A 22,400-nucleotide genomic window follows, 5' to 3' on the forward strand; every position below is an offset into this window, starting at 1 on the left:
GGAGTCATGCCCGTGATCGATTTCTTCACCGATGAAACGCAACTGGCCCCGCCGCGGGTCCTGGTCGAGCCCTGTAGCGAAGAGGGCGGTTTCGTCCTGCGTTCCCCCGATCCCCTGCAGCCCTATGCGCGCTGCGTCGGCGAGTGGCTGGAGCGCTGGGTGGCGGAAACCCCCGAGCGGGTGTTCCTCGCCGAGCGCCGCGACGGCGACTGGTATCGCCTGAGCTACGCCCAGGCCCGCCAGCAGGTCGGTTCGCTGGCGCAGAGCCTGCTGAATCTCGATCTGCCGATAGGCCGGCCGCTGGTCGTGCTGTCGGAAAACGACATCGACCATGCGCTGCTGTCGCTGGCGGCGATGCACGTCGGCATCCCGGTGGCGACCGTGTCGGTGGCCTATTCGCGCAACACCGCCGGTGGTTGCGCCAAGCTCAAGGCAATTCTCGAGTTGCTCCAGCCGGGACTGATCTTCGTCAACGACGGCGATGCCTACTTCGACGCGATCGAGCATGCCCGCCCGCAGTGCCCGGTGATCGCTGCGCGCAACGCCCAGGAAATCGCCGGTGCGCTGCCTCTCGCGCAACTGTACGACTGTCAGGAAACCGCGGCGGTGATGGAGGCCTTCGCCCGGCTCGACGGAGACAGCCACGCCCGCTATCTGCTCACCTCCGGCTCCACCGGAGTGCCCAAGGCCGTGGTCAACACCCAACGCATGCTATGCGCCAACCAGCAGGCTATCGCTCAGTGCTGGCGTTTCCTCGGCCAGCGCGAAATGGTGGTGCTTGACTGGTTGCCCTGGAGCCACACCTTCGGTGCCAACCACAACCTCAACATGATCCTGTGCCACGGCGGCTCGTTGTACATCGACGATGGCCGTCCGATGCCGGGGCAGATCGAGCGGACCCTGGAGAACATCAAGTCGGTACGTCCGACCATGTTCTACAACGTGCCGCGTGGCTACGAGGTGCTGCTGCCCTATCTGGAGCGGGATGAGGAGTTGGCTCGCGCCCTGTTCGAGCGTCTGGACATGCTGTTCTACGCCGCCGCGGCCTTGCCGCAGAACAGCTGGGATCGCCTGAGTGCGGTTGCCGCCCGAGTACGCAGTCAGCCGCTGTTTTTCACCTGCGAGTGGGGTGCCACCGAGACCTCGCCGGTGCTGACCAACGTACATTTTCGCCTCGACAGGCCGGGCAACATTGGCCTGCCGGTACCCGGCATCGAGATCAAGTTCGTTCCCTCCGGCGACAAGCTGGAGATGCGCGTGCGCGGCGAGTCGGTGTTCCGCGAGTACCTGGGCTGTCCTGACCTGAGCGCCAATGCCTTTGATGCCGACGGCTTCTACATGATCGGCGATGCTGGCTACCTGCTCGATCCCGAGCACCCCGAGAAGGGCATCGCCTTCAACGGCCGGGTGACCGAGGACTTCAAGCTGACCACCGGCACCTGGGTGTCGGTCGGCACCCTGCGACCGCGCCTGGTCAGTGCCCTGGCGCCCTATGCCCAGGACTGCGTGATCTGCGGCCACAACCAGGATCTCATCGGCGCGCTGATGTATCCGACGCCGGCACTGCGTGCGCTGGCCGGCGATGCCGGGGCGAGCATGAGCGTCGACGAGTTGGCCCAGCAGCCGGCCGTTCGTCTGGCCCTGTGCGCCGGCCTGATGGCGCTGGCCAAGGATTTCCCGGCCTCCTCCCAGCATGCCGTGCGCCTGCTGATCCTCGATTCGCCGCCCAGCCTGGCGGCCGGTGAAATCACCGACAAGGGCTACATCAACCAGCGTCTGGCCCTGAGCCTGCGCGCCGTCCAGGTCGAACGCCTGTATGCCGAAGCGCTCGATCCGGCCGTCATCCTTCTCGGCGAGGCCCACGGAGAATCCGTATGAGTTCCAGCAAGAAACTGAAAGTCGCCATCATCGGCTCCGGCAACATCGGCACCGATCTGATGATCAAGATCCTCCGTAACGGCCAGCACCTGGAAATGGGTGCCATGGTTGGCATCGACCCGGCCTCCGACGGCCTGGCCCGTGCCGCGCGCATGGGCGTCGCCACCACCCATGAAGGTGTCGAAGGCCTGACCCGCATGGACGTGTTCAAGGACATCGACTTCGTCTTCGACGCCACCAGCGCCGGCGCGCACGTCAAGAACGACGCCTTCCTGCGCTCGCTCAAGCCAAACATCCGCCTGATCGACCTGACCCCGGCGGCCATCGGCCCGTACTGCGTACCGGTGGTCAACCTCGAAGAGCACCTGGATGCGCTGAACGTCAACATGGTCACCTGCGGCGGCCAGGCCACCATCCCGATGGTCGCCGCCGTATCCCGCGTCGCCAAGGTCCACTACGCCGAGATCGTCGCCTCGATCGCCTCGAAATCCGCCGGCCCGGGCACCCGCGCCAACATCGACGAGTTCACCGAAACCACCACCAAAGCCATCGAAGTGATCGGCGGCGCCGCCAAGGGCAAGGCGATCATCGTCATGAACCCGGCCGAGCCGCCGCTGAAGAATAATAAACTGTCCGAGCTGGTCGACCAGGCCAAGGTGGAAGCCTCCGTCGAGGAAATGGCCCAGGCCGTGCAGGCCTACGTGCCGGGCTACCGCCTGAAGCAGAAGGTGCAGTTCGACGTCATTCCGGAAGATGCGCCGCTGACCATCCCCGGCCACGGCAAGTTCTCCGGCCTGAAGACCTCGGTGTTCCTCGAAGTCGAAGGCGCCGCCCACTACCTGCCGGCCTACGCCGGCAACCTCGACATCATGACCTCCGCCGCGCTGGCTACCGCCGAGCGCATGGCGCTGTCGATCCTGAACAACGCCATGAACAACGGCTGAGGAGATCCGCCATGACCTTCGACCCGAGCAAGAAGCTGTACATCTCCGACGTGACCCTGCGCGACGGCAGCCACGCCGTGCGCCACCAGTACTCGATCCAGAACGTGCAGGACATCGCCCGCGCCTTGGACGACGCCCGCGTCGATTCCATCGAGGTGACCCACGGCGACGGCCTGCAGGGTTCCTCGTTCAACTACGGCTTCGGCGCCCACACCGACCTGGAGTGGATCGAGGCCGCCGCCGAGGTGATCCAGCACGCGAAGATCACCGTGCTGCTGCTGCCTGGCATCGGCACGGTGCACGACCTCAAGGCCGCTTTTGAGGCCGGTGCTCGCTCGGTGCGCATCGCCACCCACTGCACCGAAGCGGACGTCTCGAAGCAGCACATCGAGTACGCCCGCGAGCTGGGCATGGACACCGTCGGCTTCCTGATGATGAGCCACATGATCCCGGCCGAGCAGCTCGCCGCCCAGGGCAAGCTGATGGAAAGCTACGGCGCGCAGTGCATCTACATGGCCGACTCCGGCGGCGCGATGAACATGAACGACATCCGCGACCGCATGCGCGCCTTCAAGGCCGTGCTCAATGCCGAGACCCAGACCGGTATGCACGCCCACCACAACCTCAGCCTCGGCGTGGCCAACTCGATCACCGCGGTGGAAGAGGGCTGCGACCGCATCGACGCCAGCCTGGCCGGCATGGGCGCCGGCGCCGGCAACGCGCCGCTGGAAGTGTTCATCGCCGCCGCCGAGCGCATGGGCTGGAACCACGGCACCGACCTCTATCGCCTGATGGATGCCGCCGACGACCTGGTGCGCCCGCTGCAGGACCGTCCGGTGCGCGTCGACCGCGAGACCCTCGGTCTCGGCTACGCCGGCGTCTATTCGAGCTTCCTGCGCCACGCCGAAGTGGCCGCCGAGAAGTACGGTCTGAAGACCCTGGACATCCTCGTCGAACTGGGCAAGCGCCGCATGGTCGGCGGCCAGGAAGACATGATCGTCGACGTCGCGCTGGATCTGCTGGCGGCCGGTAAGAACCGCTGAGAGGGGCAAGTGATGACATTTCAGGTAGATATCCAGCCTTCAGGGCAGAAGTTCGCCCTCGAGGCCGACAAGACCATCCTCGACGGCGCGCTGGCCGATGGCCTGATGCTCAAGCACAGCTGCCGCGAGGGTACCTGCGGCAGTTGCAAGTGCAAGGTCGCCAGCGGCAGCGTAGATCACGCCGACAGCCCGCTGGAGGTGCTCAGCGAAGCCGAGCGTGCCGAGGGCATGGTGCTGACCTGCCGCGCCAGGGCCACCTCCGACTTGGTCATCGACGCGCCGGAAGTCGGCGAGTTGCGCGGCATCTGCGTGCAGGAAACCGCCGCCCGCGTCGGCGCCATCGACAAGGTCAGCGACGACGTCGCCGTGGTTCGCCTGATGCTGCCGCCGAGTGGCCCCGAGTTCCGCTACTACCCGGGCCAGTACATCGACGTGCAGCTCAAGGACGGCACCCGCCGCAGCTACTCGATGGCCACCAGCGTGCCGGTCGACAACCAGCTGGAACTGCACATCCGCCACATGCCGGGCGGCAAGTTCAGCGGTCATGTGTTCGAGGCCATGAAGCCGCGCGAGATGGTACGGGTCAGCGGTCCCTACGGCTCCTTCTACCTGCGCGACAGCGAGCGGCCGATGGTCTTCCTCGCCAGCGGCACTGGCTTCGCGCCGATCAAGGCGCTGCTGGAGCAACTCAGGGAGCAGGGCGCCAACACACGCCCGGTGCACCTGTATTGGGGCGGTCGCCGGCGCAAGGACCTCTACCAGCACAATGAACTGCTGGCGATGGCGGCCGAACTGTCCTGGCTGGAATACATACCCGTATTGTCAGAGCCAAGTAATGAGTGTGACTGGCAGGGCGCCACCGGCTTCGTGCATCTGCAGGTGCTGGCCGATTTCGTCTCGCTGGAGAACTTCGAGGTTTACGCCTGCGGCGCGCCGGTGATGGTCGATTCCGCCCGTCGCGATTTCGTCGCCCAGCGCCAGCTGGCGGAAGAGCGCTTCTTCGCCGACGCCTTCGTCTGAATCTGCTCTGAATCTGCATCGGGGCACTGCTGTCTCTGTGGACTCATCGGGGCCGCAGAGTCAGTAGTACAGGGGCTTTCCCTTCTGGTGCAGGGGGTGGGCGTGCCTCGTGAATTGCCCTTGTTGGTGCTCCTGAAGCCTCGCGATGCGGCGGGGTAGGGGTTTATGCCAGGCTGGCCGCAGCCTGGCTTTTTTATGGGCGCTGGTTGGCTGCGCATGCTGGATCAGTGCGTGCCGAGTGGGTCGTCCATTAGTCTGAATTGAACCTATTAATTGTTAATTCGCGTTTGACAAGGCAGCTGTCGCTGGGCAGTATTCAAATACACATACGGATGTGTATTCTCGAGATGAGAAGCCGTTCTTCGCATGTCCGATGCCGAGCCTTTGATGCTTCCCCGCAAGTTGCCCGGCAAATAAAAAAAATAACATCGATGGAGAAACACATGCCTCTGCATGACCAATCGCCGGCCCTGTGCGCGCCGCGCAATCGCCCCCGCTCCCCGCAATGCCTGCACCCTCGTCGCCTGCTGTCGCACTGCCATGCCTTGGCCGTGTCACCGGCCGACTGTCCAGCCGCTTCCATTCGCTGAGGTTTCCCATGGACTTTGCAATCCTGACCTTTCTGGCGCAGGACGGGCTGACTACGGGCGCAATTTATGCGCTGATCGCGTTGGCCATCGTTCTGGTGTTCGCGGTAACGCGGGTGATCCTGGTCTGCCAGGGCGACTTCGTCGCCTTCAGTGCGCTGACCCTGGCCACCCTGCAGGCCGGGGAGGTGCCCGGCACCCTCTGGCTGCTGCTCGGCGGTGCCGCACTGGTGTGCGCCAAGGACATCGTGACGGCCGTGCGTCGCCGCCATGCCGCGCGGATTCCGCTGCACCTGCTGACCCACCTGAGCCTGCCGCTGCTACTCTGGGCGCTGCTCGGCAATCTCGATCTGGCTAACCTGCACGGCGCACTCAAGGTGCTGCTGACCCTGGCCATCGTCATTCCGCTGGGGCCGATCTTCTACCGGCTGGTCTACCAACCGGCAGCCCAGGCCAGCGTGCTGCTGTTGCTGATCCTGTCGGTGGCGCTGCACAGCATGCTGGTCGGTCTCGGCTTGTGGCTGTTCGGCGCCGAGGGCTTCCGCACCCTGCCGTTCACCGACAGCAGCTTCATGCTGGGTGACGCCATGATCGGCGGGCAGAACCTGCTGGTGATCGGTATCGCCCTGTTGCTGATCGTCGCGCTGTACCTGTTCTTCGGTCACAGCCTGTACGGCAAGGCCCTGCGCGCCACCGCCTTCAACCGCAACGGCGCGCAATTGGTGGGCATCCCCACCGAACTGGCCGGCAGCAGCGCGTTCTTCCTCGCCGCGCTGATCGGCGCCTGCTCCGGCATTTTGATCGGTCCGATCACCACCCTGTACTACGACTCCGGCTTCCTGATCAGCCTCAAAGGCTTCGTCGCCGCGATCATCGGCGGTCTGGCCAGCTATCCGCTGGCCGCCGGGGGCGCCTTCCTGGTCGGCCTGATCGAGAGCTTCGCCTCCTTCTGGGCCTCGGCCTACAAGGAAGTCATCGTTTTCACCCTGGTGATTCCGGTCCTGCTCTGGCTGTCGCTGACCACCCATCACGTCGAGGAGGAGCACTGATGAAGCGCACGCTGTTGACCCCGCTGGCGCTGGTCGCCGGCCTCGCCCTGGTGGCACCGCAGGTGCTGCCGGAATACTACGTGACCCTGGCCAACTACATCGGCCTGTACAGCCTGGTCGCCCTGGGCATGGTGCTGCTCACCGGCATCGGCGGGCTGACCTCGTTCGGCCAGGCCGCCTTCGTCGGCATCGGCGCCTACGCCACCGCGGTGCTCAGCACCTCGTACGGCCTGTCGCCCTGGCTCGGCCTGCTCGCCGGTCTGCTGATCACCGGCGGTATCGCCCTGCTGCTGGGCGTGCTGACCCTGCGCCTGTCGGGCCACTACCTGCCGATCGGCACCCTGGCCTGGGGCCTGAGCCTCTTCTACCTGTTCGGCAATCTGCCGAACCTCGGCGGCTTCGGCGGCATCAGCAACCTGCCGAACATCGCCCTGTTCGGTTGGACCATCGACAGCAGCGCCGATTTCAGCCTGGCGATCTGGGCGCTGGTCGCCGCGGCTATCTGGCTGATCGGCAACCTGCTGGATAGCCGCGAGGGCCGGGCGATCCGCGCGCTCAAGGGCGGCACGGTGATGGCTGAGGCGATGGGCGTGAACACCGCCCGTTCCAAGCTGGCGATCTTCGTCGTCGCCGCGCTGCTGGCGGCACTGTCCGGCTGGCTGTACGCGCACCTGCAGCGCTTCGTCAACCCGACGCCGTTCTCGATCACCATGGGTATCGAGTACCTGTTCATGATCGTCCTCGGCGGCGCGGCCAGCCTGGGCGGCGCGTTGTTCGGTGCGGCCCTGGTCACCGTCCTCAAGCAGTGGCTGCAGGACCTGCTACCGCATGTCTTCGGCCAGGGCGGCAACTTCGAGACCATCTTCTTCGGCGCGTTGATCATCCTCTGCTTGCAGTACGCCCGCGACGGCCTGTGGCCGCTGCTGGCTGCCCGCCTCCCGCAGCGCCGGCGTGCAGCGGCTGAGCTGGAGGTGCCGGTCGAGGCCGCCGCGCTGCCGCGCCGCGAGGCGCTGCCGGCCAACCAGCCGCTGCTGCAGGCTGAGGGTCTGGTCAAGCGCTTCGGCGGTCTGGTGGCCAACAACAACATGGGGCTGACTGTGAACAGTGGCGAGATCACCGCGCTGATCGGCCCCAACGGCGCCGGCAAGTCGACCCTGTTCAACCTGCTCACCGGTCTGCTGCCGCTGACCAGCGGCGAGATCCGCTTCCGCGGCGAGCGCATCGATGGCCTGTCGTCGCGGCGCATCGCCCGCCTCGGGGTCAGCCGCACCTTCCAGCATGTGCGCCTGCTGCCGCAGATGAGCGTGCTGGAGAACGTCGCCCTCGGCGCACACATGCGCGGCGAATCCGGCCTGCTATGCGCCAGCCTGCACCTGGAGCGCGAGGAGGAGGCCCGCCTGCTCGCCGAGGCAGCGCGGCAGATCGAGCGCGTCGGCCTCAAGGAACACCTGTTCGACGCCGCCGGCAGCCTGCCGCTGGGCAAGCAACGCATCGTCGAGATCGCCCGCGCACTGTCTTCCGACCCCTACCTGCTGTTGCTCGACGAGCCCGCCGCCGGCCTGCGCCACCTGGAGAAGCAGGCGCTGGCCGAGCTGCTCGGCAAGCTGCGCGAGGAGGGCATGGGCGTGCTGCTGGTCGAGCACGACATGGACTTCGTGATGGGCATGGCTGACCAGGTGGTGGTCATGGAATTCGGCCAGAAGCTGGCCGAAGGCCTGCCGCAGCAGATTCAGGACGATCCGGCGGTGCTGGCCGCCTACCTCGGAGGTGTGGAATGAGCGCGAACAACCCGCTGCTGAACGTCGAGCGACTGTCGGTCTGCTACGGCAAGGTCGAGGCGGTGCGCCAGGTCAGCCTGGCCATCGGCGAGGGCCAGATCGTCAGCGTCATCGGACCCAACGGTGCCGGCAAGACCACCCTGCTCGGTGCCCTGATGGGCCTGCTGCCGGCCGAGGGCGAGGTCGCCTACCTGGGCAAGACCCTACAGCGCCACCACGGCGTGGCCCAGCGGGTCGGGCAGGGCCTCAACCTGGTGCCGGAAAGCCGCGAGCTGTTCAGTCCGATGAGCGTCGAGGACAACCTGCTGCTTGGGGCCTTCAGCCGTCACCGCCAGGGCCATCGCGATCACGGCCTGACCCTCGCCGAGGTGTTCGACCTGTTCCCGCGCCTCAAGGAGCGCCGCCGCCAGGCCGCCGGCACCATGTCCGGCGGCGAGCGGCAGATGCTCGCCATGGGCCGCGCGCTGATGGCCAAGCCCAAGCTGCTGATGCTCGACGAGCCGAGCCTGGGCCTGGCGCCGCGGGTGATCGGCGAGATCTTCAGGATCATCACCGAGCTGCGCGCCACCGGCGTGTCGATCCTGCTGGTCGAGCAGAACGCCCGCGCCGCCCTGAAATGCTCGGACTACGGCTACGTGCTGGAAAACGGCGAGGTGGCCCTGCAGGGCCCGGCGGCCGAGCTGGCCGACGACCCCAAGGTTATCGAGACCTATCTGGGCCGCAAGTCCGCGGCGCCGGCACCCGCCGCGGCTGCACTGGCGGGTTGAGAGCCCAACGGATTCACCCGCAACACAACGCGTCACCAAAACAACAACAACGCCTGGAGGCATCCATGAAACGTTTGACCGCACTGTTGCTTGCCCCGCTGCTCAGCGCCACGGCCTATGCCGACATCAACGTGGGCATCTCGTTGTCCACCACCGGTCCGGGGGCCTCTCTGGGCATTCCGGAACGCAATACCGTGAGGATGCTTCCGGCGGAAATTGCCGGCGAGAAGGTCAACTACATCGTCCTCGACGACGCCACCGACAGCACCGCCGCGGCGAAGAACGCGCGCAAGCTGGTCGGCGAGAACAAGGTCGACCTGATGATCGGCTCCACCACGGTGCCGACCTCCAGCGCCATGGCGCAGATCGCCCGGGAAAACGGCACGCCGCTGATCGTCCTCGCCCCGCTGGCGCCGCAAGGCGAGGAGAAGGCCTGGGTGTTCACCATCCCGCAGACCAACGAGCTGATGGCCGACGCGCTGGTCGAGCACATGCAGGCGCAGCAGGTGAAGACCCTCGGTTTCATCGGCTACAGCGATGCCTGGGGCGACGACTGGTACAAGGTGCTGGGCGAGCAGGGCCCTGCCGCCGGCATCCAGCTGACCAGCAACGAGCGTTTCAACCGCACCGACGCCTCGGTCAGCGGCCAGGTGCTCAAGGTGCTCGCCAGCCGTCCGGACGCGGTGCTGATCGGCGCTACCGGCACCCCAGCCGCGCTGCCGCACACCGAACTGCGCCGACTCGGCTACAAGGGCGCCATCTACCACACCCACGGCGCCGCCAACCAGGCGTTCCTGCGTATCGGCGGCAAGGCGTTGGAAGGCGCCATCCTGCCGGTCGGCCCGGTGGTGATCTGGGACAAGCTGCCTGCCGAGCATCCGTCCAAGGCGCTGGCCGCCGAGTACGCGCAGAACTACGAGAAGGTCAACGGTCCCAATAGCCTGTCGCCGTTCGGCGCCTACCTGTACGACGCCGCCCAGCTGCTCAAGGCCGCAGCCCCGCAGGCACTGGCCAAGGCCAAGCCGGGCAGTGCCGAGTTCCGCAGCGCGCTGCGCGAGGCGATGGAGAACGCCAAGGGCGTGGTGGGTACCCACGGCGTCTACAACCTGTCGGCCGACGACCATTTCGGCCATGACCAGCGTGGCCGCACCCTGGTGACCGTGCAGGACCAGAAGTGGGTACTGCTCGACAGCGCCCAGTAAGCCAGCCCAATCCTTATTCCGAACGCCGACCCGGAGGACGCAAGACCTCCGGGAAAGGCACTCCCTTGCCCGCAGATTCATAACAACAAAAAGGAATCTCCATGACCTGCATCCATGCAAAGCATGGCGCCGCCCTGGCCGCCGCATTCACGTTGTCCGCCCTGGCCGGCGCGGTACAGGCTGCCGGCTTCTTCGAGGACAGCCATGCCTCTCTGAAGCTCAACAATTTCTACTTCGACCGCGACTACAAGGGCACCAGCAACATTTCCGCACGCAGGGAATGGGCGCAGGGTTTCACCCTCAAGTACATCTCGGGCTTCACCGAGGGGCCGCTGGGCTTCGGTCTGGACGCCCAGGGCATGCTGGGCATCAAGCTGGATTCCGAGTCTGACCGCACCGGCACCGGGCTGCTGCCGGTCAGCCGCACCACCGGCGAGTCGGCCGACGAGTACTCGGAGCTGGGCCTGACCGCCAAGCTCCGCTACTCGAAGACCGAACTGAACGCCGGCACCCTGTCGCCGTTCCTGCCGGTGCTGTTCAGTAGCCCGGCGCGCCTGCTACTGCAGACCTTCCGCGGCGCCCAGCTACGCTCCCAGGACGTGGACAACCTGACCCTGCATGCCGGCTGGCTGGATCGCGTGAACCTGCGCGATTCCACCGACTACCAGCCATTTACCGTGGCGGCACCCAACGGGCGCTTCAACGGCAGGGCCGAGTCCGACCGCTTCGTCTTTGCCGGCGGCGACTACAACCTGACCCCGGCCCTGACCTTGCGCTACTACTACGCCGAACTGGACGAGATCTACGAGCAGAACTTCGCCGGCCTGATCCACCAGGCCGCACTGGGCCCGGGCAAGCTGAAGACCGACATCCGCTACTTCCACAGCGACGAGAGCGGGCAGGCCAAGGCCGGGGCGGTGGACAACCAGAACATCGGCGCCTTCCTCACCTACAGCCTCGGTGCCCACAGCCTGGGTGCGGGCTACATGCAGCTCAGCGGCGAGACCGCCATGCCGTACATCAACGGCTCCGAGCCGCTGGTGAACAGCGAGGGCGCGCTCAGTTCCGAGTTCATCAACCCGGACGAGCGGACCTGGCAGGTGCGCTACGACTACGACTTCGCCGGTCTCGGCATTCCCGGCCTGCGCGGCATGGTGCGTTATCTGAAGGGCAGCAACATCGAGCTGGCCCCCGCCTTGGGTGGCAAGGGACTGAGCGAGAGCGAGCGCGATCTGGAATTGTCCTACGTGGTGCAGTCCGGCACCTTCAAGGGCGTTGCCTTTCGCGTGCGCAATGCGCGCTACCGCAATGACTTCGCACCGACCGCCGCGTTCCGCGACGACAACGAGACGCGGGTGAACATCGACTACACCTTGGCACTCTGGTAAGGCGTCTGGTCATGCCTGCCGGTTTCACCACCGGTGGGCTTGACCGCTCCTGTGGAGACACATATGTATGTTGGTGAGGCTTTCCGCTACAGTGCGCCTGCCAACGGATTCGAGAGACCCATTCATGCCTGCATCGACCAACGTGTCCGCCAGCGCGGTACGGACGCGCGAACTCAGCTACCGCTCCGCCAGCAGCGACGTCAGCCTGGCCGGTTACCACGCCAGCCCCGAAGGCGACCAGCTGCGTCCTGGCGTGCTGGTGGTCCATGAGTGGTGGGGACTGAACGACTATGCCCGGCAGCGCGCCCGCGAACTGGCTGCGCTGGGTTACAGCGCGCTGGCCATCGACATGTACGGCGACGGGCGCAGCGCGACCGACCCGCAGCAGGCCGGCCAACTGATGCACGCGGCGCTGGCCGACCCGGCGTTGCTGCGCGAGCGCTTCCTGGCCGGTCTGGCGCTGCTGCGCCAGCTGCCCGGCACCGACGCGGAGCGCCTGGCGGCGATTGGCTACTGCTTCGGTGGCCGCGTGGTGCTGGACATGGCCCGCCAGGGCGAGCCGCTGGCTGGCGTGGTCAGCTTCCACGGCCTGCTCGGCACGGCCACCCCGGCCACGCCCGGTTCGGTCAAGGCGAAGATCCTGGTGGCCCATGGCGATGCCGACAGCTTCGTCAGCGCCGAGGGGGTCGCCCGCTTCGAGGCGGAGATGCAGGCCGCACAGGCCGACTGCCGCGTCTGCCACTATCCCGATGCTCCCCATGGCTTCACCAACAGCGCCTCGCCGGGCTACCAGCAGGAGGCCGACCAACGCTCTTGGCTGGATATGCAGCAGTTCCTGCGCGATCTTTGGCCACGGTCATGAATAGTGCTTGATTGATGGCGTGTCACACCTGTCCGGCTGGCGCGCGCCTACCAGTGCCGCTCCACTCGCGCCTGCCGGCTTTCTCCCGAAAAACACTTATCATGCCGGTGACATAAGGAACTGGGTGGTAATGGCCGAATGCTGTCTGCCGTAAAGCGTTATAAACTGCTCCTCTCCGCGGCCTTGGCGCGCTATTTCCCGCGCACAACCGCGTACCTGCGCGCCGAGGGTGAAGCGGCCCTGCGCCACCCCAGGCCCGGGGCGCGGGCGAACAAGGTTGTCGCTGCCTCCGGAAAGGCCAGGGCGGCCAGTGCGAAGAAGCCGGCCAGACCCCGTGCCCAGTCCGCCCAGCCTGCTCCCGTCAAGCCCACCCAGCCTGCCAAGCGGGCCAGCGAGGGTATCTACGGACCGGCGCAGATGGCGGTCGACGCCCCGCAGGTCCAGGCCATGCGCGAGCGCGTCGGCCAGGCGGTGCAGGCCGGGGTGATCAGCCCGCCATCGGACGAGCAGTGGGCGATGATCCTCAGCAGCCATCCGGTCACCCGGGTATTTGCCGGGGCTGGCTCAGGCAAGTCGACCACTCTGGTGCTGCGCGTGGTGTTCATGCTCTGCCACATGGGCATCCCGCCCGAGCGCCTGACGGTGATTTCCTTCACCAATGCCTCCTGCGCGCAGCTGCGCGAGCAACTGATCAAGGTGCTGAGCTTCTGGCAGTACCCTTTCGACGCCGGCATGGCCCGGCAGTGCGTGCGCACCTTCCATTCGGCCATGGCGGTATTGGCCAAGGAGCTGCTGAGCAACCCGCAATGGTTCGAGCAGCTGGACGAGCGCAACGCCTCGGCCACCGAGCTGGACAATCCGCTGGCCGCCGCGCGTCTCAAGCCTGCCCAGCAGCGCCTGCTCAAGCAGGCCTACCAGCAGTGCTACGCCGAGGAGGCGGGCTTTCGCGAACGGGTGCACAGCCTGCTGGGCCTGCCGCCGCCACCGGCCAGCGACGGCGAAGGCAAGCGCAGCAAAGTCCCAAGGGCACCTCTGGACGGCTTCAAGCTGGCCGGGGAGTTCACCCCGGCGCCGCTGTTCGAGGTCTTCCATGCCCAGGCGGGCTTCATGGAAAGCATCGGCATCCGTATCGACCAGATACAGACGCAGACGCTGGACTGCCCGGCTGGGGAAAGGGTGTTCGTCGAGGCCCTGGCACTGTTCTGGAAGTACTTCGAGACCAGCCTGCACGAGCAGGGGCTGCTGACCTTCAACGGCGCCTTCCAGCAGCTGACCCAGATACTGTCTTCCACGGGCAAGGGAGTCCCGGCCCAGGCGCTGGCGCCGTTCGGTCATCTGCTGATCGACGAGTTCCAGGATATCTCCCCGCAGATCGTCCAGTGGCTGCAGGCGCTGCACCGCGCCCTGGCGCGCCAGGGCCAGGCGGTCAGCCTGATGGCGATCGGCGACGACTGGCAGTCAATCTATGGCTGGCGCGGCAGCTCCCCCGAGCTGTTCATGGACTTCGACAAGTACTTCCCGGGCAAGGGCAAGGCGAAGAACAGCGCGGTGCTGATGCTGGCGACCAACTACCGTTCCATCGAGCCAGTGATCCGCGATGGCGAGGCGGTGCTCGCCGGCGTGGCGTTCAAGCAGGACAAGGCCAGCCAGGCCTGCAAGGCCGTGCAACCGGGCGACCATGGCGTCAAGCTGGTCACCCGCTTCGACGTGAAGGCGCGCCTGCCGGAGCTACTCAAGGAGATTCAGGCCCAGTGCGCGCACGTCGCCGACCGTCCGGGTGCCGACCGTACCGCCGTGCTGGTGCTCAGTCGGCGCAACGAGCCCTTGCAGCGCATCCAGGCCGAGCTGGACAGGAAGCTGCCGGTCAAGGCCTACACCATCCACCGTGCCAAGGGCCTGCAGGCCGAAGTGGCGATCATCGTCGACGACTGTGCGCCGCCGGAACGGCACCCGCTGCGCAATGCGCTGTACGCCCATTCGGGATTCTTCCGCAACAGCTACGACCAGGCGATGCAGGACGAGAGTTTGCGCCTGGCCTACGTGGCGATTACCCGGGGCGTCAGCCGGGTGTTCTGGTTCACCCAGCGGACCCAGGGGGCGACCCAGATACTGGCGGCGCGAGGCAGCCGCCGCAGTTGAGCTTCGACGTGGCAGGTCGCGTCGCGGCGGGCGAGTGGACCTGCCGGGGCGTTCAGCCGGTTGTCGCCCTGGGTGCGGCGATGGCCTGGCGATAAAGCGCGATGTACTCGTGCGCGGCATGTTTCCAGGAGAAATCCTGCTGCATGCCGTTTTGCTGGATGCGTTGCCACAGCTGCCGGTCCCGCCAGGTGCGGCAGACCCGCTGCATCGCCGACCAGAGTGCTGGCGCCGTGGCGCTTTCGAGGAGGAAGCCGTTGGCCGTGCGGCTGACCAGGCTTGCCTCGCCGACATCGACGACGGTATCGGCCAGCCCGCCGGTGGCGGTCACCACCGGCGGTGTGCCGTAGTGCAGGCTGTACATCTGGTTGAGGCCGCAGGGTTCGAAACGCGAGGGCATCAGGAAACTGTCGGCGCCGGCCTCGATGCGATGCGCCAGCGCTTCGTCGAAGCCGAGCTTCACCGCGATGCGCCGCGGATGGCGGTCGGCCAGGGCGGCAAAGCCGGCTTCCAGCTCCGCGTCGCCGCTGCCGAGCACCACCAGTTGCGCTGGCAGTGCGGCCAGGTCGTCGGCGATGGCGAGCAGCAGATCGAGGCCCTTCTGGTGCGTCAGGCGGCTGACCACGCCGAACAGTGGCTGCGTGGCGCTGACTTCGAGGCCCATTGCCTGCTGCAGTGCCGCCTTGTTGCGCGCCTTGCCGGCCAACTGCTGCGAGGAGTAGGGGTGCGCCAGGTTGGGGTCGGTGGCAGGGTTCCAAATGTCGGTATCGATGCCGTTGAGGATCCCGTGCAGGGCTGCGGCCCGGTAGCGCAGCAGCGGCGCGAGGCCGTAGCCGAACTGCTCGTCCTGGATTTCCCGCGCATAGGTCGGGCTGACCGTGGAGATCTGCGAGGCGAACTGCAGGCCGGCTTTCAGGAAGCACAGCTGGCCGTGATACTCCGCCGCGTCGAAGCGCCAGGCGTGTTCGGGCAGGCCAAGGTCGGCCAGGTATGCGTGGGCGAAGCAGCCCTGGAAGGCGATGTTGTGCACGGTGGCGACGCTGGCGGCGCCGCCCTGGTAGTGGAGGTAGGCCGCGGCCAGGGCAGTTTGCCAGTCGTTGCTGTGCACCACATCGGCCTGCCAGCCGATGGGCGAACGTTCCTGGCCGAGCAGTGCCGCGACGCGCGACAGCAGGCCGAAGCGCACCGGGTTGTCGTGGCGGTCGTCGCCATAGCTGTCGAGATAGGGGTTGCCCGGATTGGCGTAGAGTGGCGGGCAGTCGAGCAGCAGCAGCGGCAGCCCGTCTGCTTCGGCAGTGAGCAGGCGGGCCGGCGGCAGGGCCGGGGCCAGCGCGGGCAATTCGGCGAGCGGCCGGGCATCGGGAAACGCCGCCTGCAGCGCCGGGTAATGGGGCAACAAGACGCGGATGTCCTGTCCGGCCTGGCGCAGCGCGGCGGGCAGCGCGGCGGAAACATCGCCCAGGCCGCCGGTCTTGACCCAGGGCGCCATCTCGGAGGAGGCGAACAGAATCTTCAGCTTGCTCATAACCACACCATAAGGCCCAGTTCGAAGCGGTGGATCAGCGCCGGGTGGCAGGGGTACATGCGGATGCGGTACTCCAGTTTGCCGCACAGCTCCGGCGTCAGGTCGAGGGCATAGATCCGCTCGGCGCTGGCCGTGACGCCGCTGGCGGTCAGCGGGTAGTAGAGGATGTCGGCGCTGTGGTGCTCGGGGCGGTCGACCAGCAGCTCGACGACGACATCCTCGGGGGCCAGGCCATCGAGCTGCACGGCGACCTCGATGCGCAGCGAGGTGCCGAACGGCAGGCGCTGCTCGGGGGTCGCCAGCGAGTGCAGGCTGACCCGCGGCCAGGCCGCGCGGACCTTGGCCTTCCACTCGGCGACGCTGCGGGCCACGGCGAAGCCGTCGGCGGCGAAGCGGCGGCCGTGCTCGGCAGCCGGGGCGTAGAGCCGCTGCACGTACTCGTTGACCATGCGGATCATATTGAAGCGCGGCGTGATGGTGGCAATCGAGCGCTTGGCCATCGCCACCCACTCCGGCGAATAGCCCATCGGGCCGGTACGGTAGTAGGTCGGGATGACCTGGTCCTGGAGGATTTCGTACAGCGTGCGCGCCTCTTCGGCGTCGCGCTGGGCCTCGTCGAGGTGGCCGGGAGCCGGTTTGATCGCCCAGCCGTTGGGCACCTCGCCGCTGTCGTCGTAACCCTCGCCCCACCAGCCATCGAGCATGGACAGGTTGAGGGCACCGTTCATGGCCGCCTTCATCCCCGAGGTGCCGGAGGCTTCCAGCGGGTAGATCGGGTTGTTGAGCCAGACGTCGACGCCGGCCACCAGGGTGCGCGACAGGTGCAGGTCGTAGCCCTCGATGAGCAGGATGCGCCCCTCGAACTCCGGCTGGCTGGCCAGCTGCGCGATCCTGCGGATGATCTCCTGTCCCGGCTGGTCGGCCGGGTGTGCCTTGCCGGCGAACAGGAACAGCACCGGGCGGTCAGGATCGCCGATGATTTCGCGCAGCCATTGCGGATCATGGAAGAGCAGCGCGGCACGCTTGTAGGTGGCGAAGCGGCGGGCGAAGCCGATGATCAGCAGGTTGGGGTTGCACGGATCGACGAGCTTCAGCAGGCGGTCGAGGTGGGTGGGCGAGCCCTGGTTGCGCAGGTGCTGCTCGCGGATGCGGCTGCGCACCAGCTGCAGCAGCATCGACTTGAGCTGCTGGCGGATGCCCCAGAAGGTGGTGTCCGGAATCTGCCGGATGCCATCCCAGTTGCCGGGGTCGACTTGCCGCTCCTGCCAGCCGATGCCGAGGTAGCGCTCGAAGGTTTCCAGCCATTCCGGCGCCAGGAAGGTCGGCAGATGCACGCCGTTGGTCACGTAGTTCATCGGGTTTTCCGCAGGGTCGATCTGTGGCCACAGGTGGGCGAGGATGCTGGCCGAGACGTTGCCGTGGATGCGTGAGACCCCGTTGTGCTGGCGGGAGGTGCGCACCGCCAGCGCCGTCATGTTGAACTCCGTCGAGCCGGGCTCGGCACCCAGCGCCAGCACCTGTTCGGGGGAGACGCCGACGTTCTTGCACCAGTGCTCGGCGTAGCGCCGCATCATCTCCTCGCTGAAATGGTCGTGGCCGGCAGGAACGGCGGTGTGGGTGGTGAACACCACGTTGGCGGCGGCGGCTTCGAGCGCGGCCTCGTAGGGCAGCCCCTCGCTGATCAGGCTGCGCACGCGCTCGACGATCAGGAAGGCGGCATGGCCTTCGTTGATGTGCCAGACGGTCGGCTTGAGGCCGAGCGCCGCCAGGGCGCGGGCGCCGCCGACGCCGAGGAGGATTTCCTGTTCGATGCGGGTGGTCTTGTCGCCGCCGTACAGGCGGTGGGTGATCTCGCGGTCCTGCGCGGAATTCTGCTCGAGCCAGGTGTCGAGCAGGATGATGCGCACATGGCCCACGCGCACCTCCCAGACCTTGGCGAACACCCGGCGATCCGGCAGGTTGATATGAACCAGCAGTTCCTGACCGCTGGCGTCGAGCACCGGAGATACTGGCAGGTCGTCGAAGTCCGAGTCGTGGTAGGAGGCCTGCTGGCGTCCTTCGGCATCCAGTTTCTGGTGGAAATAGCCTTCCCGGTAGAACAGGCCGACGCCGACGAAGGGCAGTCCCATGTCGCTGGCCGCCTTGCAATGGTCGCCAGCGAGAATGCCGAGGCCGCCGGAATAGATCGGCAGGCTCTCGTGCAGGCCGAATTCGGCGCAGAAATAGGCGATCAGGTCGTCTTCCTGGAAGGGCTTGCCGGGTACGTGCCCCATGTATGGCCGTTCGTGATAGCTGTCGTAGCTCGCGAGGACGCGATCGAGGGCACCGAGGAAGATCGGGTTTTCCGCGTTGGCTTCCAGGCACTTCTGGTCGGCGCGCTTCAGAAAGGCCTTGGGGTTGTGGTTGGTCAGGTTCCACAGCGAGGGCGAGAGACTGGCGAACAGGCCGCGGGTCGGCCGGTCCCAGCTGTACCAGAGGTTGTTGGCCAGCTCGTGCATGCGCTCCAGTTGCTGGGGAATCCGCGGGTTGACTTCGAGCTTGTAGACAGTACCTGTCATGATTTTCCTGGCGCCATGCTGAGATGGATGGAAAGGGTGCAGTCGTTGTCCGGGATGGTCCAGAGAAGCCCGATCTCGACCGCCTGCATGATCTTTTCAAAGCCGGCTTCGGATTGCGACACGGTGTGATGCGGCCGTGCGCGGATCTCCAGCGGATGGGAGCAGCCCAGCTGCAGCGCAGCGTCGAGCAGGCCGTCCTCCAGGCTCAGTCGGCAGCACTCCGGCAGGTGCAGCGGCTGGCCGAAGCCGCCGGGAATGCTGCCATCCTCCAGCACATAGCGGCCGAGAAAGCCGTCGCAGCTGGGCATGGCGAGATTGATCGTGGTGGCGAAGCGCTGGCCGGCCAGCTGGCGCAGGTGCCAGCTGACAGTCAGCGTGCCCTCGCTCAGCGCGTAGCGCTTGGCCAGGCCGGCGCGCTGGAAGCTCAGCGGATCGCTGGCCCTCTGCACATAGTCGGTCAGCGTCGTGCCCTCCAGCGCATCCAGCCACGACACCCGCGGCTGCGCATCGGGGACGATGTCGGCCGCCGTGATGGGCTGCTTGCAGCGGACGATGTCGTGGGCCGAGGCGATGCCCTCGCCTTGGTGCTGGCTGGGGCTGCCGCCGATCCGTTCGTGGTACTGCTCGTGGTAGCGGCGCAGCGTGTCGGCGAAGTTGTGCCGCAGCGGGTAGCTGCTCAGCTCGTGGGCGGCGCCCAGGCCGTCGTCGCGCAGCACCAGTTGCAGCACCGGCGTGTGGGCGAAGGTCTCGATCCGGCCGTCCAGATCGAGGTCGCACCGCGCCAGCGGCGGGCGCGGGGAGAGGGCGTCGAGTCCGGCCTCGAGGGCGATCAGGTTGTGCCAGACCGCACGGCGCAGGTGGGGCAGGTAGAGGCCGCCGAACAGGCCGTGCCAGTAGGCATCGTTGGCCTGGGCGCGGTACAGCGCGGCGACCAGTTCTGGCGGCGGCGCGGCGATTTCGCCCAGGCGCGCGGACAGCCCGAGCATGCGCTTGTGCATCCAGTTGGCTTCGGCATAGCGCGACAGGAAGTTGCGCCAGATTCCGCCACGGATGAACGGCCGCTGCTGGTCGAGATTCCCGGCGGCCTTGGCGTTGGCCAGCAACTGCGCATAGACCGCGGCGGCAGGCATCGGCAGCGGCCACTGGTTCATTTCGCTGTAGGAGGTGGTCGGCAGATAGACCACGCCGCGGCTGGCCTGCCGGGCGTGGAAGTCGGCGTAGGTGGCCGTGCGGATCCGGGCGCTGGTCAGCACGCCCTCGATCATCGCCCGCAGCCAGCCGCGGGTGTACACCCAGTCGTGGGTTTCCGGCCAGATGCCGAATTTCTCGATGTCGTCGAAATAGATGGCGGCTTGCTGGCCGTGCTCGGCCTGATGCTCCAGATGGGCGATGACCTCGGCGGTCGGGGAGAAGGGCAGCCGGTAGCGCAGGGCCTCCGAGATCGGGAACAGGTCGAGGCGCACACCGCCTTCCTCGGTGCTGAAGTAGCCATCCAGTTCGTCGCCACGCTTGCCGGTACACAGGAAGTGGTAGTCGTCGACCATGACGTAGCGGATGCCAGTGTCCGCCAGCGCCGGGATCACGGTGGATTCCCAGACCCGCTCGGTCAGCCAGGCGCCCTGCGGCGGCACGCCGGTCCAGGCCGTCAGTTTGGCATTGAGGGTGGCCAACTGGCCGACCCGGTCGCGCGGCGGGATGGCGGCGAGGACCGGTTCGCTATCGCCGGAGCTGAACAGCTCGACCTGGCCGCGCTGGACCATCGCGGCGAGCAGCGCCATGTCGGCAGGGAAGCGTTCGCGCAGCCAGTCGAGCAGCCAGCCGGAAACATGCATCGCGAAACGGAAGCCGGGATAGTCGAACAGGGTCTCCAGGAACGGCTTGTAGCAGCGCAGATGCGCCTCTTCGATGACCTCCGGGAAATTGCCGACGGGCTGGTGGGCATGCACGCCGAACAGCAGGGTGACGGCGTGGGTCATGGTCCGCCCTCGGGCGCTTCGGGTATTTCGGGCGCCACGGCACGGCGCATCGTGCCGGCGCTGTCGGATGCGCCGCCGTGGCTGATTGGGTGTTCCAGACTGGCCGGAACCGGCAGCTCGAGCAGGCGATAGAGTGCCTTGAGGTTGTCGCGAAACAGCAGGTCGAAGCTGGCGACCGAGTGTGGCGAGTTGTAGTCGCCCAGCCACCAGAACCAGTCCGAACTTTCGCAGCCGGACAGGCACTGCAGGACCTGCGCCCGCCGCTCGGCGCTCAGCCGGCCGCTGTCGAGGACGCGGTCGGTGCACTGCTTGGCCGTGCACAGCAGCTCCCAGGCGCGGTTCTTGTCGGGACTGCCGATCCAGGTCGACAGCGTGCCGAACACCCAGCTGCCGGCCGTCAGGCGTGGCAGGCGGACGCGACGGTCGCGGTGCGCGGCGGCCGCCTGGCTCAGGGTGACGGTGCGGATGGTGTCGCTCTGCTCCAGCGCCGTGTAGAGGTTGCTGAAGAAATACCAGCCGTTGTACGGGTAATACTCCCAGGCGTTTTCGCCATCGAGAAACACCGGGATCAGGTTGCGCGGATCCTGCTCGTGGAGGGCATTGGCCTCGTGCATGAAGTGCTCGGCGGCATCGCGCCCGTGCCACTTCGCGTACTCGAAGCCGATCTGATCGGAGAGTGACTCGTTGCGGAAAAACAGCGTGATATCGGCGGGCGTGCCTTCAGGTGCCTGCCAGGGAACGCCGACGTCCGCGGCATCGCCCGCCGAGTGCCTGAGCACGCCTTGACCGCTGGCGGTCCAGACGAAACCGGCCTCGGCAATCTGCTTGAGGAAGGCGGTGGAGAGCGCACCTTCGGCGGGCCACAGTCCACTCGGCGGCTTGCCGAAGCGGCGCTGATGGCTGCTGCGCCCGGCGTCGAGCTGGGCCGCGACCCGCGAGCGGCCTCCCGGGTAGTCGGGCGAGGAGGGTAGCGAACACTCCGGCATGGCCTCGCGGGCGACGTGGAAGTCGAGCAGCAGGGGGGCCAGGGGATGGTGCGAGGGCGTGCAGCTGAGTTCGATCTGCCCGGACTCGGCCAGCGCCCGGTAGCGTGGGATCAGATCGCCGAGGATGCGGGTCACTTCGCCGAGCAGCGCCTGGCGGTCCTGTTGGTCGAACTCGCTGCCCTTGGCCATCAGCTCGGGGATCACGCCGCCCGCACGACGCAGGGTTTCGCCGCTCCAGGCCAGCAGATACCAGGTGGCGAGGTCGGTGAAGTAGTGGTCGGCGAGATAGTGCAGGGCATCGCCGTCCTGTTCGCGCAGCAGATTCGCCAGGTCGCGCAGACGTCGGTAGGGGGCGAAGGGCTCCAGCATGGTCGGGGCGTTGCAGTGAAAGGCGTTGTCGAGCAGCCAGGCCCGGTCGGCCTCGCTCAGGGCTTGCGACGACGGCGCGTCGAGGATGCGCAGCAGGGTGTCGCGCCACTGGCGGTTGTGCAGCTGAGCGCAGTAGTCCTCGATCTGCTCGAGCAGCACCGGGACGAAATTGACCGTGCAGTGCACGCCCGGGTGCCGCTCGAGGTGGCCGGCCATGTCGGTGTAATCCTTGAGCGCGTGCAGCAGCACCCAGGGCAGGACGAACTGGCCGGTCTCGGGATGCCGGTAGTCGGGCTGATGCATGTGCCAGAGCAGGGCGAGATCGGCCATGG

15 protein-coding genes are annotated in these 22,400 nt (G+C 66.9%); 11 read left to right on the top strand and 4 right to left on the bottom strand.

The features are described from left to right. Nucleotides 1-6: 6 nt before the first annotated feature. The 11 genes from BMZ19_RS11635 (at nucleotide 7) to BMZ19_RS11685 (ending at nucleotide 14,657) form a co-directional block, all read left to right on the top strand. A complete protein-coding gene (locus BMZ19_RS11635) occupies nucleotides 7-1,878 on the top strand; it encodes a feruloyl-CoA synthase (RefSeq protein WP_090311062.1) in 1,872 nt (623 codons plus the stop codon). Beyond that, a complete protein-coding gene (locus BMZ19_RS11640; protein WP_090311064.1) occupies nucleotides 1,875-2,822 on the top strand; it encodes an acetaldehyde dehydrogenase (acetylating) in 948 nt (315 codons plus the stop codon). Before BMZ19_RS11635 ends, BMZ19_RS11640 begins: the two co-directional genes overlap by 4 nt. 11 nt (nucleotides 2,823-2,833) lie before the next feature. Further along, nucleotides 2,834-3,865, top strand: coding sequence for a 4-hydroxy-2-oxovalerate aldolase (gene dmpG, locus BMZ19_RS11645; RefSeq protein WP_090311068.1), 1,032 nt, complete (start codon nucleotides 2,834-2,836; stop codon nucleotides 3,863-3,865). A gap of 12 nt (nucleotides 3,866-3,877) precedes the next feature. Continuing rightward, complete coding sequence (locus tag BMZ19_RS11650; protein ID WP_090311070.1) at nucleotides 3,878-4,885, top strand: CDP-6-deoxy-delta-3,4-glucoseen reductase; 1,008 nt, start codon at nucleotides 3,878-3,880, stop codon at nucleotides 4,883-4,885. 598 nt (nucleotides 4,886-5,483) lie between these two features. After that, nucleotides 5,484-6,521 carry a branched-chain amino acid ABC transporter permease gene (locus BMZ19_RS11655; protein ID WP_090311072.1) on the top strand — a complete coding sequence of 346 codons (1,038 nt, stop codon included), beginning with the start codon at nucleotides 5,484-5,486 and terminating at the stop codon, nucleotides 6,519-6,521. After that, the gene (locus BMZ19_RS11660) at nucleotides 6,521-8,299 is read left to right on the top strand and encodes a branched-chain amino acid ABC transporter ATP-binding protein/permease (protein WP_090311074.1); all 1,779 of its coding nucleotides are present in this window, start codon (nucleotides 6,521-6,523) and stop codon (nucleotides 8,297-8,299) included. The genes BMZ19_RS11655 and BMZ19_RS11660 overlap by 1 nt, the downstream gene beginning before the upstream one ends. Beyond that, a complete protein-coding gene (locus BMZ19_RS11665; protein ID WP_090311076.1) occupies nucleotides 8,296-9,066 on the top strand; it encodes an ABC transporter ATP-binding protein in 771 nt (256 codons plus the stop codon). The genes BMZ19_RS11660 and BMZ19_RS11665 overlap by 4 nt, the downstream gene beginning before the upstream one ends. Nucleotides 9,067-9,131: 65 nt before the next feature. Next, entirely contained in the window at nucleotides 9,132-10,268 is a 1,137-nt protein-coding gene (locus BMZ19_RS11670; RefSeq protein ID WP_090311078.1) for an ABC transporter substrate-binding protein, read from the top strand. 101 nt (nucleotides 10,269-10,369) lie between these two features. Continuing rightward, nucleotides 10,370-11,656 (top strand): OprD family porin, encoded by a 1,287-nt coding sequence (locus tag BMZ19_RS11675; protein ID WP_090311081.1) that lies wholly within the window; start codon nucleotides 10,370-10,372, stop codon nucleotides 11,654-11,656. Nucleotides 11,657-11,780: 124 nt separating this feature from the next. Then, the gene (locus BMZ19_RS11680) at nucleotides 11,781-12,518 is read left to right on the top strand and encodes a dienelactone hydrolase family protein (protein WP_090311083.1); all 738 of its coding nucleotides are present in this window, start codon (nucleotides 11,781-11,783) and stop codon (nucleotides 12,516-12,518) included. Between the two features lie 138 nt (nucleotides 12,519-12,656). Then, nucleotides 12,657-14,657 carry a DEAD/DEAH box helicase gene (locus BMZ19_RS11685; protein WP_090311085.1) on the top strand — a complete coding sequence of 667 codons (2,001 nt, stop codon included), beginning with the start codon at nucleotides 12,657-12,659 and terminating at the stop codon, nucleotides 14,655-14,657. Nucleotides 14,658-14,709: 52 nt separating this feature from the next. Here the strand turns inward: BMZ19_RS11685 and glgA are convergent, their stop codons facing one another. The 4 genes from glgA to BMZ19_RS11705 are packed head-to-tail and all read right to left on the bottom strand — an operon-like array spanning nucleotide 14,710 to nucleotide 22,398. Continuing rightward, nucleotides 14,710-16,179, bottom strand: a complete 1,470-nt coding sequence (gene glgA, locus BMZ19_RS11690; RefSeq protein ID WP_090311087.1) for a glycogen synthase GlgA — start codon at nucleotides 16,177-16,179, stop codon at nucleotides 14,710-14,712. Then, nucleotides 16,176-18,737, bottom strand: coding sequence for an alpha-glucan family phosphorylase (glgP, locus tag BMZ19_RS11695; protein WP_212633220.1), 2,562 nt, complete (start codon nucleotides 18,735-18,737; stop codon nucleotides 16,176-16,178). The genes glgA and glgP overlap by 4 nt, the downstream gene beginning before the upstream one ends. Further along, a complete protein-coding gene (locus BMZ19_RS11700) occupies nucleotides 18,734-20,713 on the bottom strand; it encodes an alpha-amylase/4-alpha-glucanotransferase domain-containing protein (protein WP_090311092.1) in 1,980 nt (659 codons plus the stop codon). The genes glgP and BMZ19_RS11700 overlap by 4 nt, the downstream gene beginning before the upstream one ends. Further along, nucleotides 20,710-22,398, bottom strand: coding sequence for a glycoside hydrolase family 57 protein (locus BMZ19_RS11705; protein WP_090311094.1), 1,689 nt, complete (start codon nucleotides 22,396-22,398; stop codon nucleotides 20,710-20,712). Before BMZ19_RS11705 ends, BMZ19_RS11700 begins: the two co-directional genes overlap by 4 nt. Between the last annotated feature and the right edge of the window lie 2 nt (nucleotides 22,399-22,400).

Origin of the sequence: Pseudomonas linyingensis, assembly GCF_900109175.1 — a bacterium.
In the GTDB taxonomy this organism is placed as follows: Bacteria; Pseudomonadota; Gammaproteobacteria; order Pseudomonadales; family Pseudomonadaceae; genus Geopseudomonas; species Geopseudomonas linyingensis.

Coding starts and splice junctions, on each gene's coding strand:
- BMZ19_RS11665 (WP_090311076.1), top strand. CDS start 8,296: ATGAGCGCGAACAACCCGCTGCTGAACGTCGAGCGACTGTCGGTCTGC.
- BMZ19_RS11655 (WP_090311072.1), top strand. CDS start 5,484: ATGGACTTTGCAATCCTGACCTTTCTGGCGCAGGACGGGCTGACTACG.
- BMZ19_RS11700 (WP_090311092.1), bottom strand. CDS start 20,713: ATGACCCACGCCGTCACCCTGCTGTTCGGCGTGCATGCCCACCAGCCC.
- BMZ19_RS11670 (WP_090311078.1), top strand. CDS start 9,132: ATGAAACGTTTGACCGCACTGTTGCTTGCCCCGCTGCTCAGCGCCACG.
- BMZ19_RS11660 (WP_090311074.1), top strand. CDS start 6,521: ATGAAGCGCACGCTGTTGACCCCGCTGGCGCTGGTCGCCGGCCTCGCC.
- dmpG (WP_090311068.1), top strand. CDS start 2,834: ATGACCTTCGACCCGAGCAAGAAGCTGTACATCTCCGACGTGACCCTG.
- glgA (WP_090311087.1), bottom strand. CDS start 16,179: ATGAGCAAGCTGAAGATTCTGTTCGCCTCCTCCGAGATGGCGCCCTGG.
- glgP (WP_212633220.1), bottom strand. CDS start 18,737: ATGACAGGTACTGTCTACAAGCTCGAAGTCAACCCGCGGATTCCCCAG.
- BMZ19_RS11650 (WP_090311070.1), top strand. CDS start 3,878: ATGACATTTCAGGTAGATATCCAGCCTTCAGGGCAGAAGTTCGCCCTC.
- BMZ19_RS11705 (WP_090311094.1), bottom strand. CDS start 22,398: ATGGCCGATCTCGCCCTGCTCTGGCACATGCATCAGCCCGACTACCGG.
- BMZ19_RS11675 (WP_090311081.1), top strand. CDS start 10,370: ATGACCTGCATCCATGCAAAGCATGGCGCCGCCCTGGCCGCCGCATTC.
- BMZ19_RS11640 (WP_090311064.1), top strand. CDS start 1,875: ATGAGTTCCAGCAAGAAACTGAAAGTCGCCATCATCGGCTCCGGCAAC.
- BMZ19_RS11680 (WP_090311083.1), top strand. CDS start 11,781: ATGCCTGCATCGACCAACGTGTCCGCCAGCGCGGTACGGACGCGCGAA.
- BMZ19_RS11685 (WP_090311085.1), top strand. CDS start 12,657: ATGCTGTCTGCCGTAAAGCGTTATAAACTGCTCCTCTCCGCGGCCTTG.
- BMZ19_RS11635 (WP_090311062.1), top strand. CDS start 7: ATGCCCGTGATCGATTTCTTCACCGATGAAACGCAACTGGCCCCGCCG.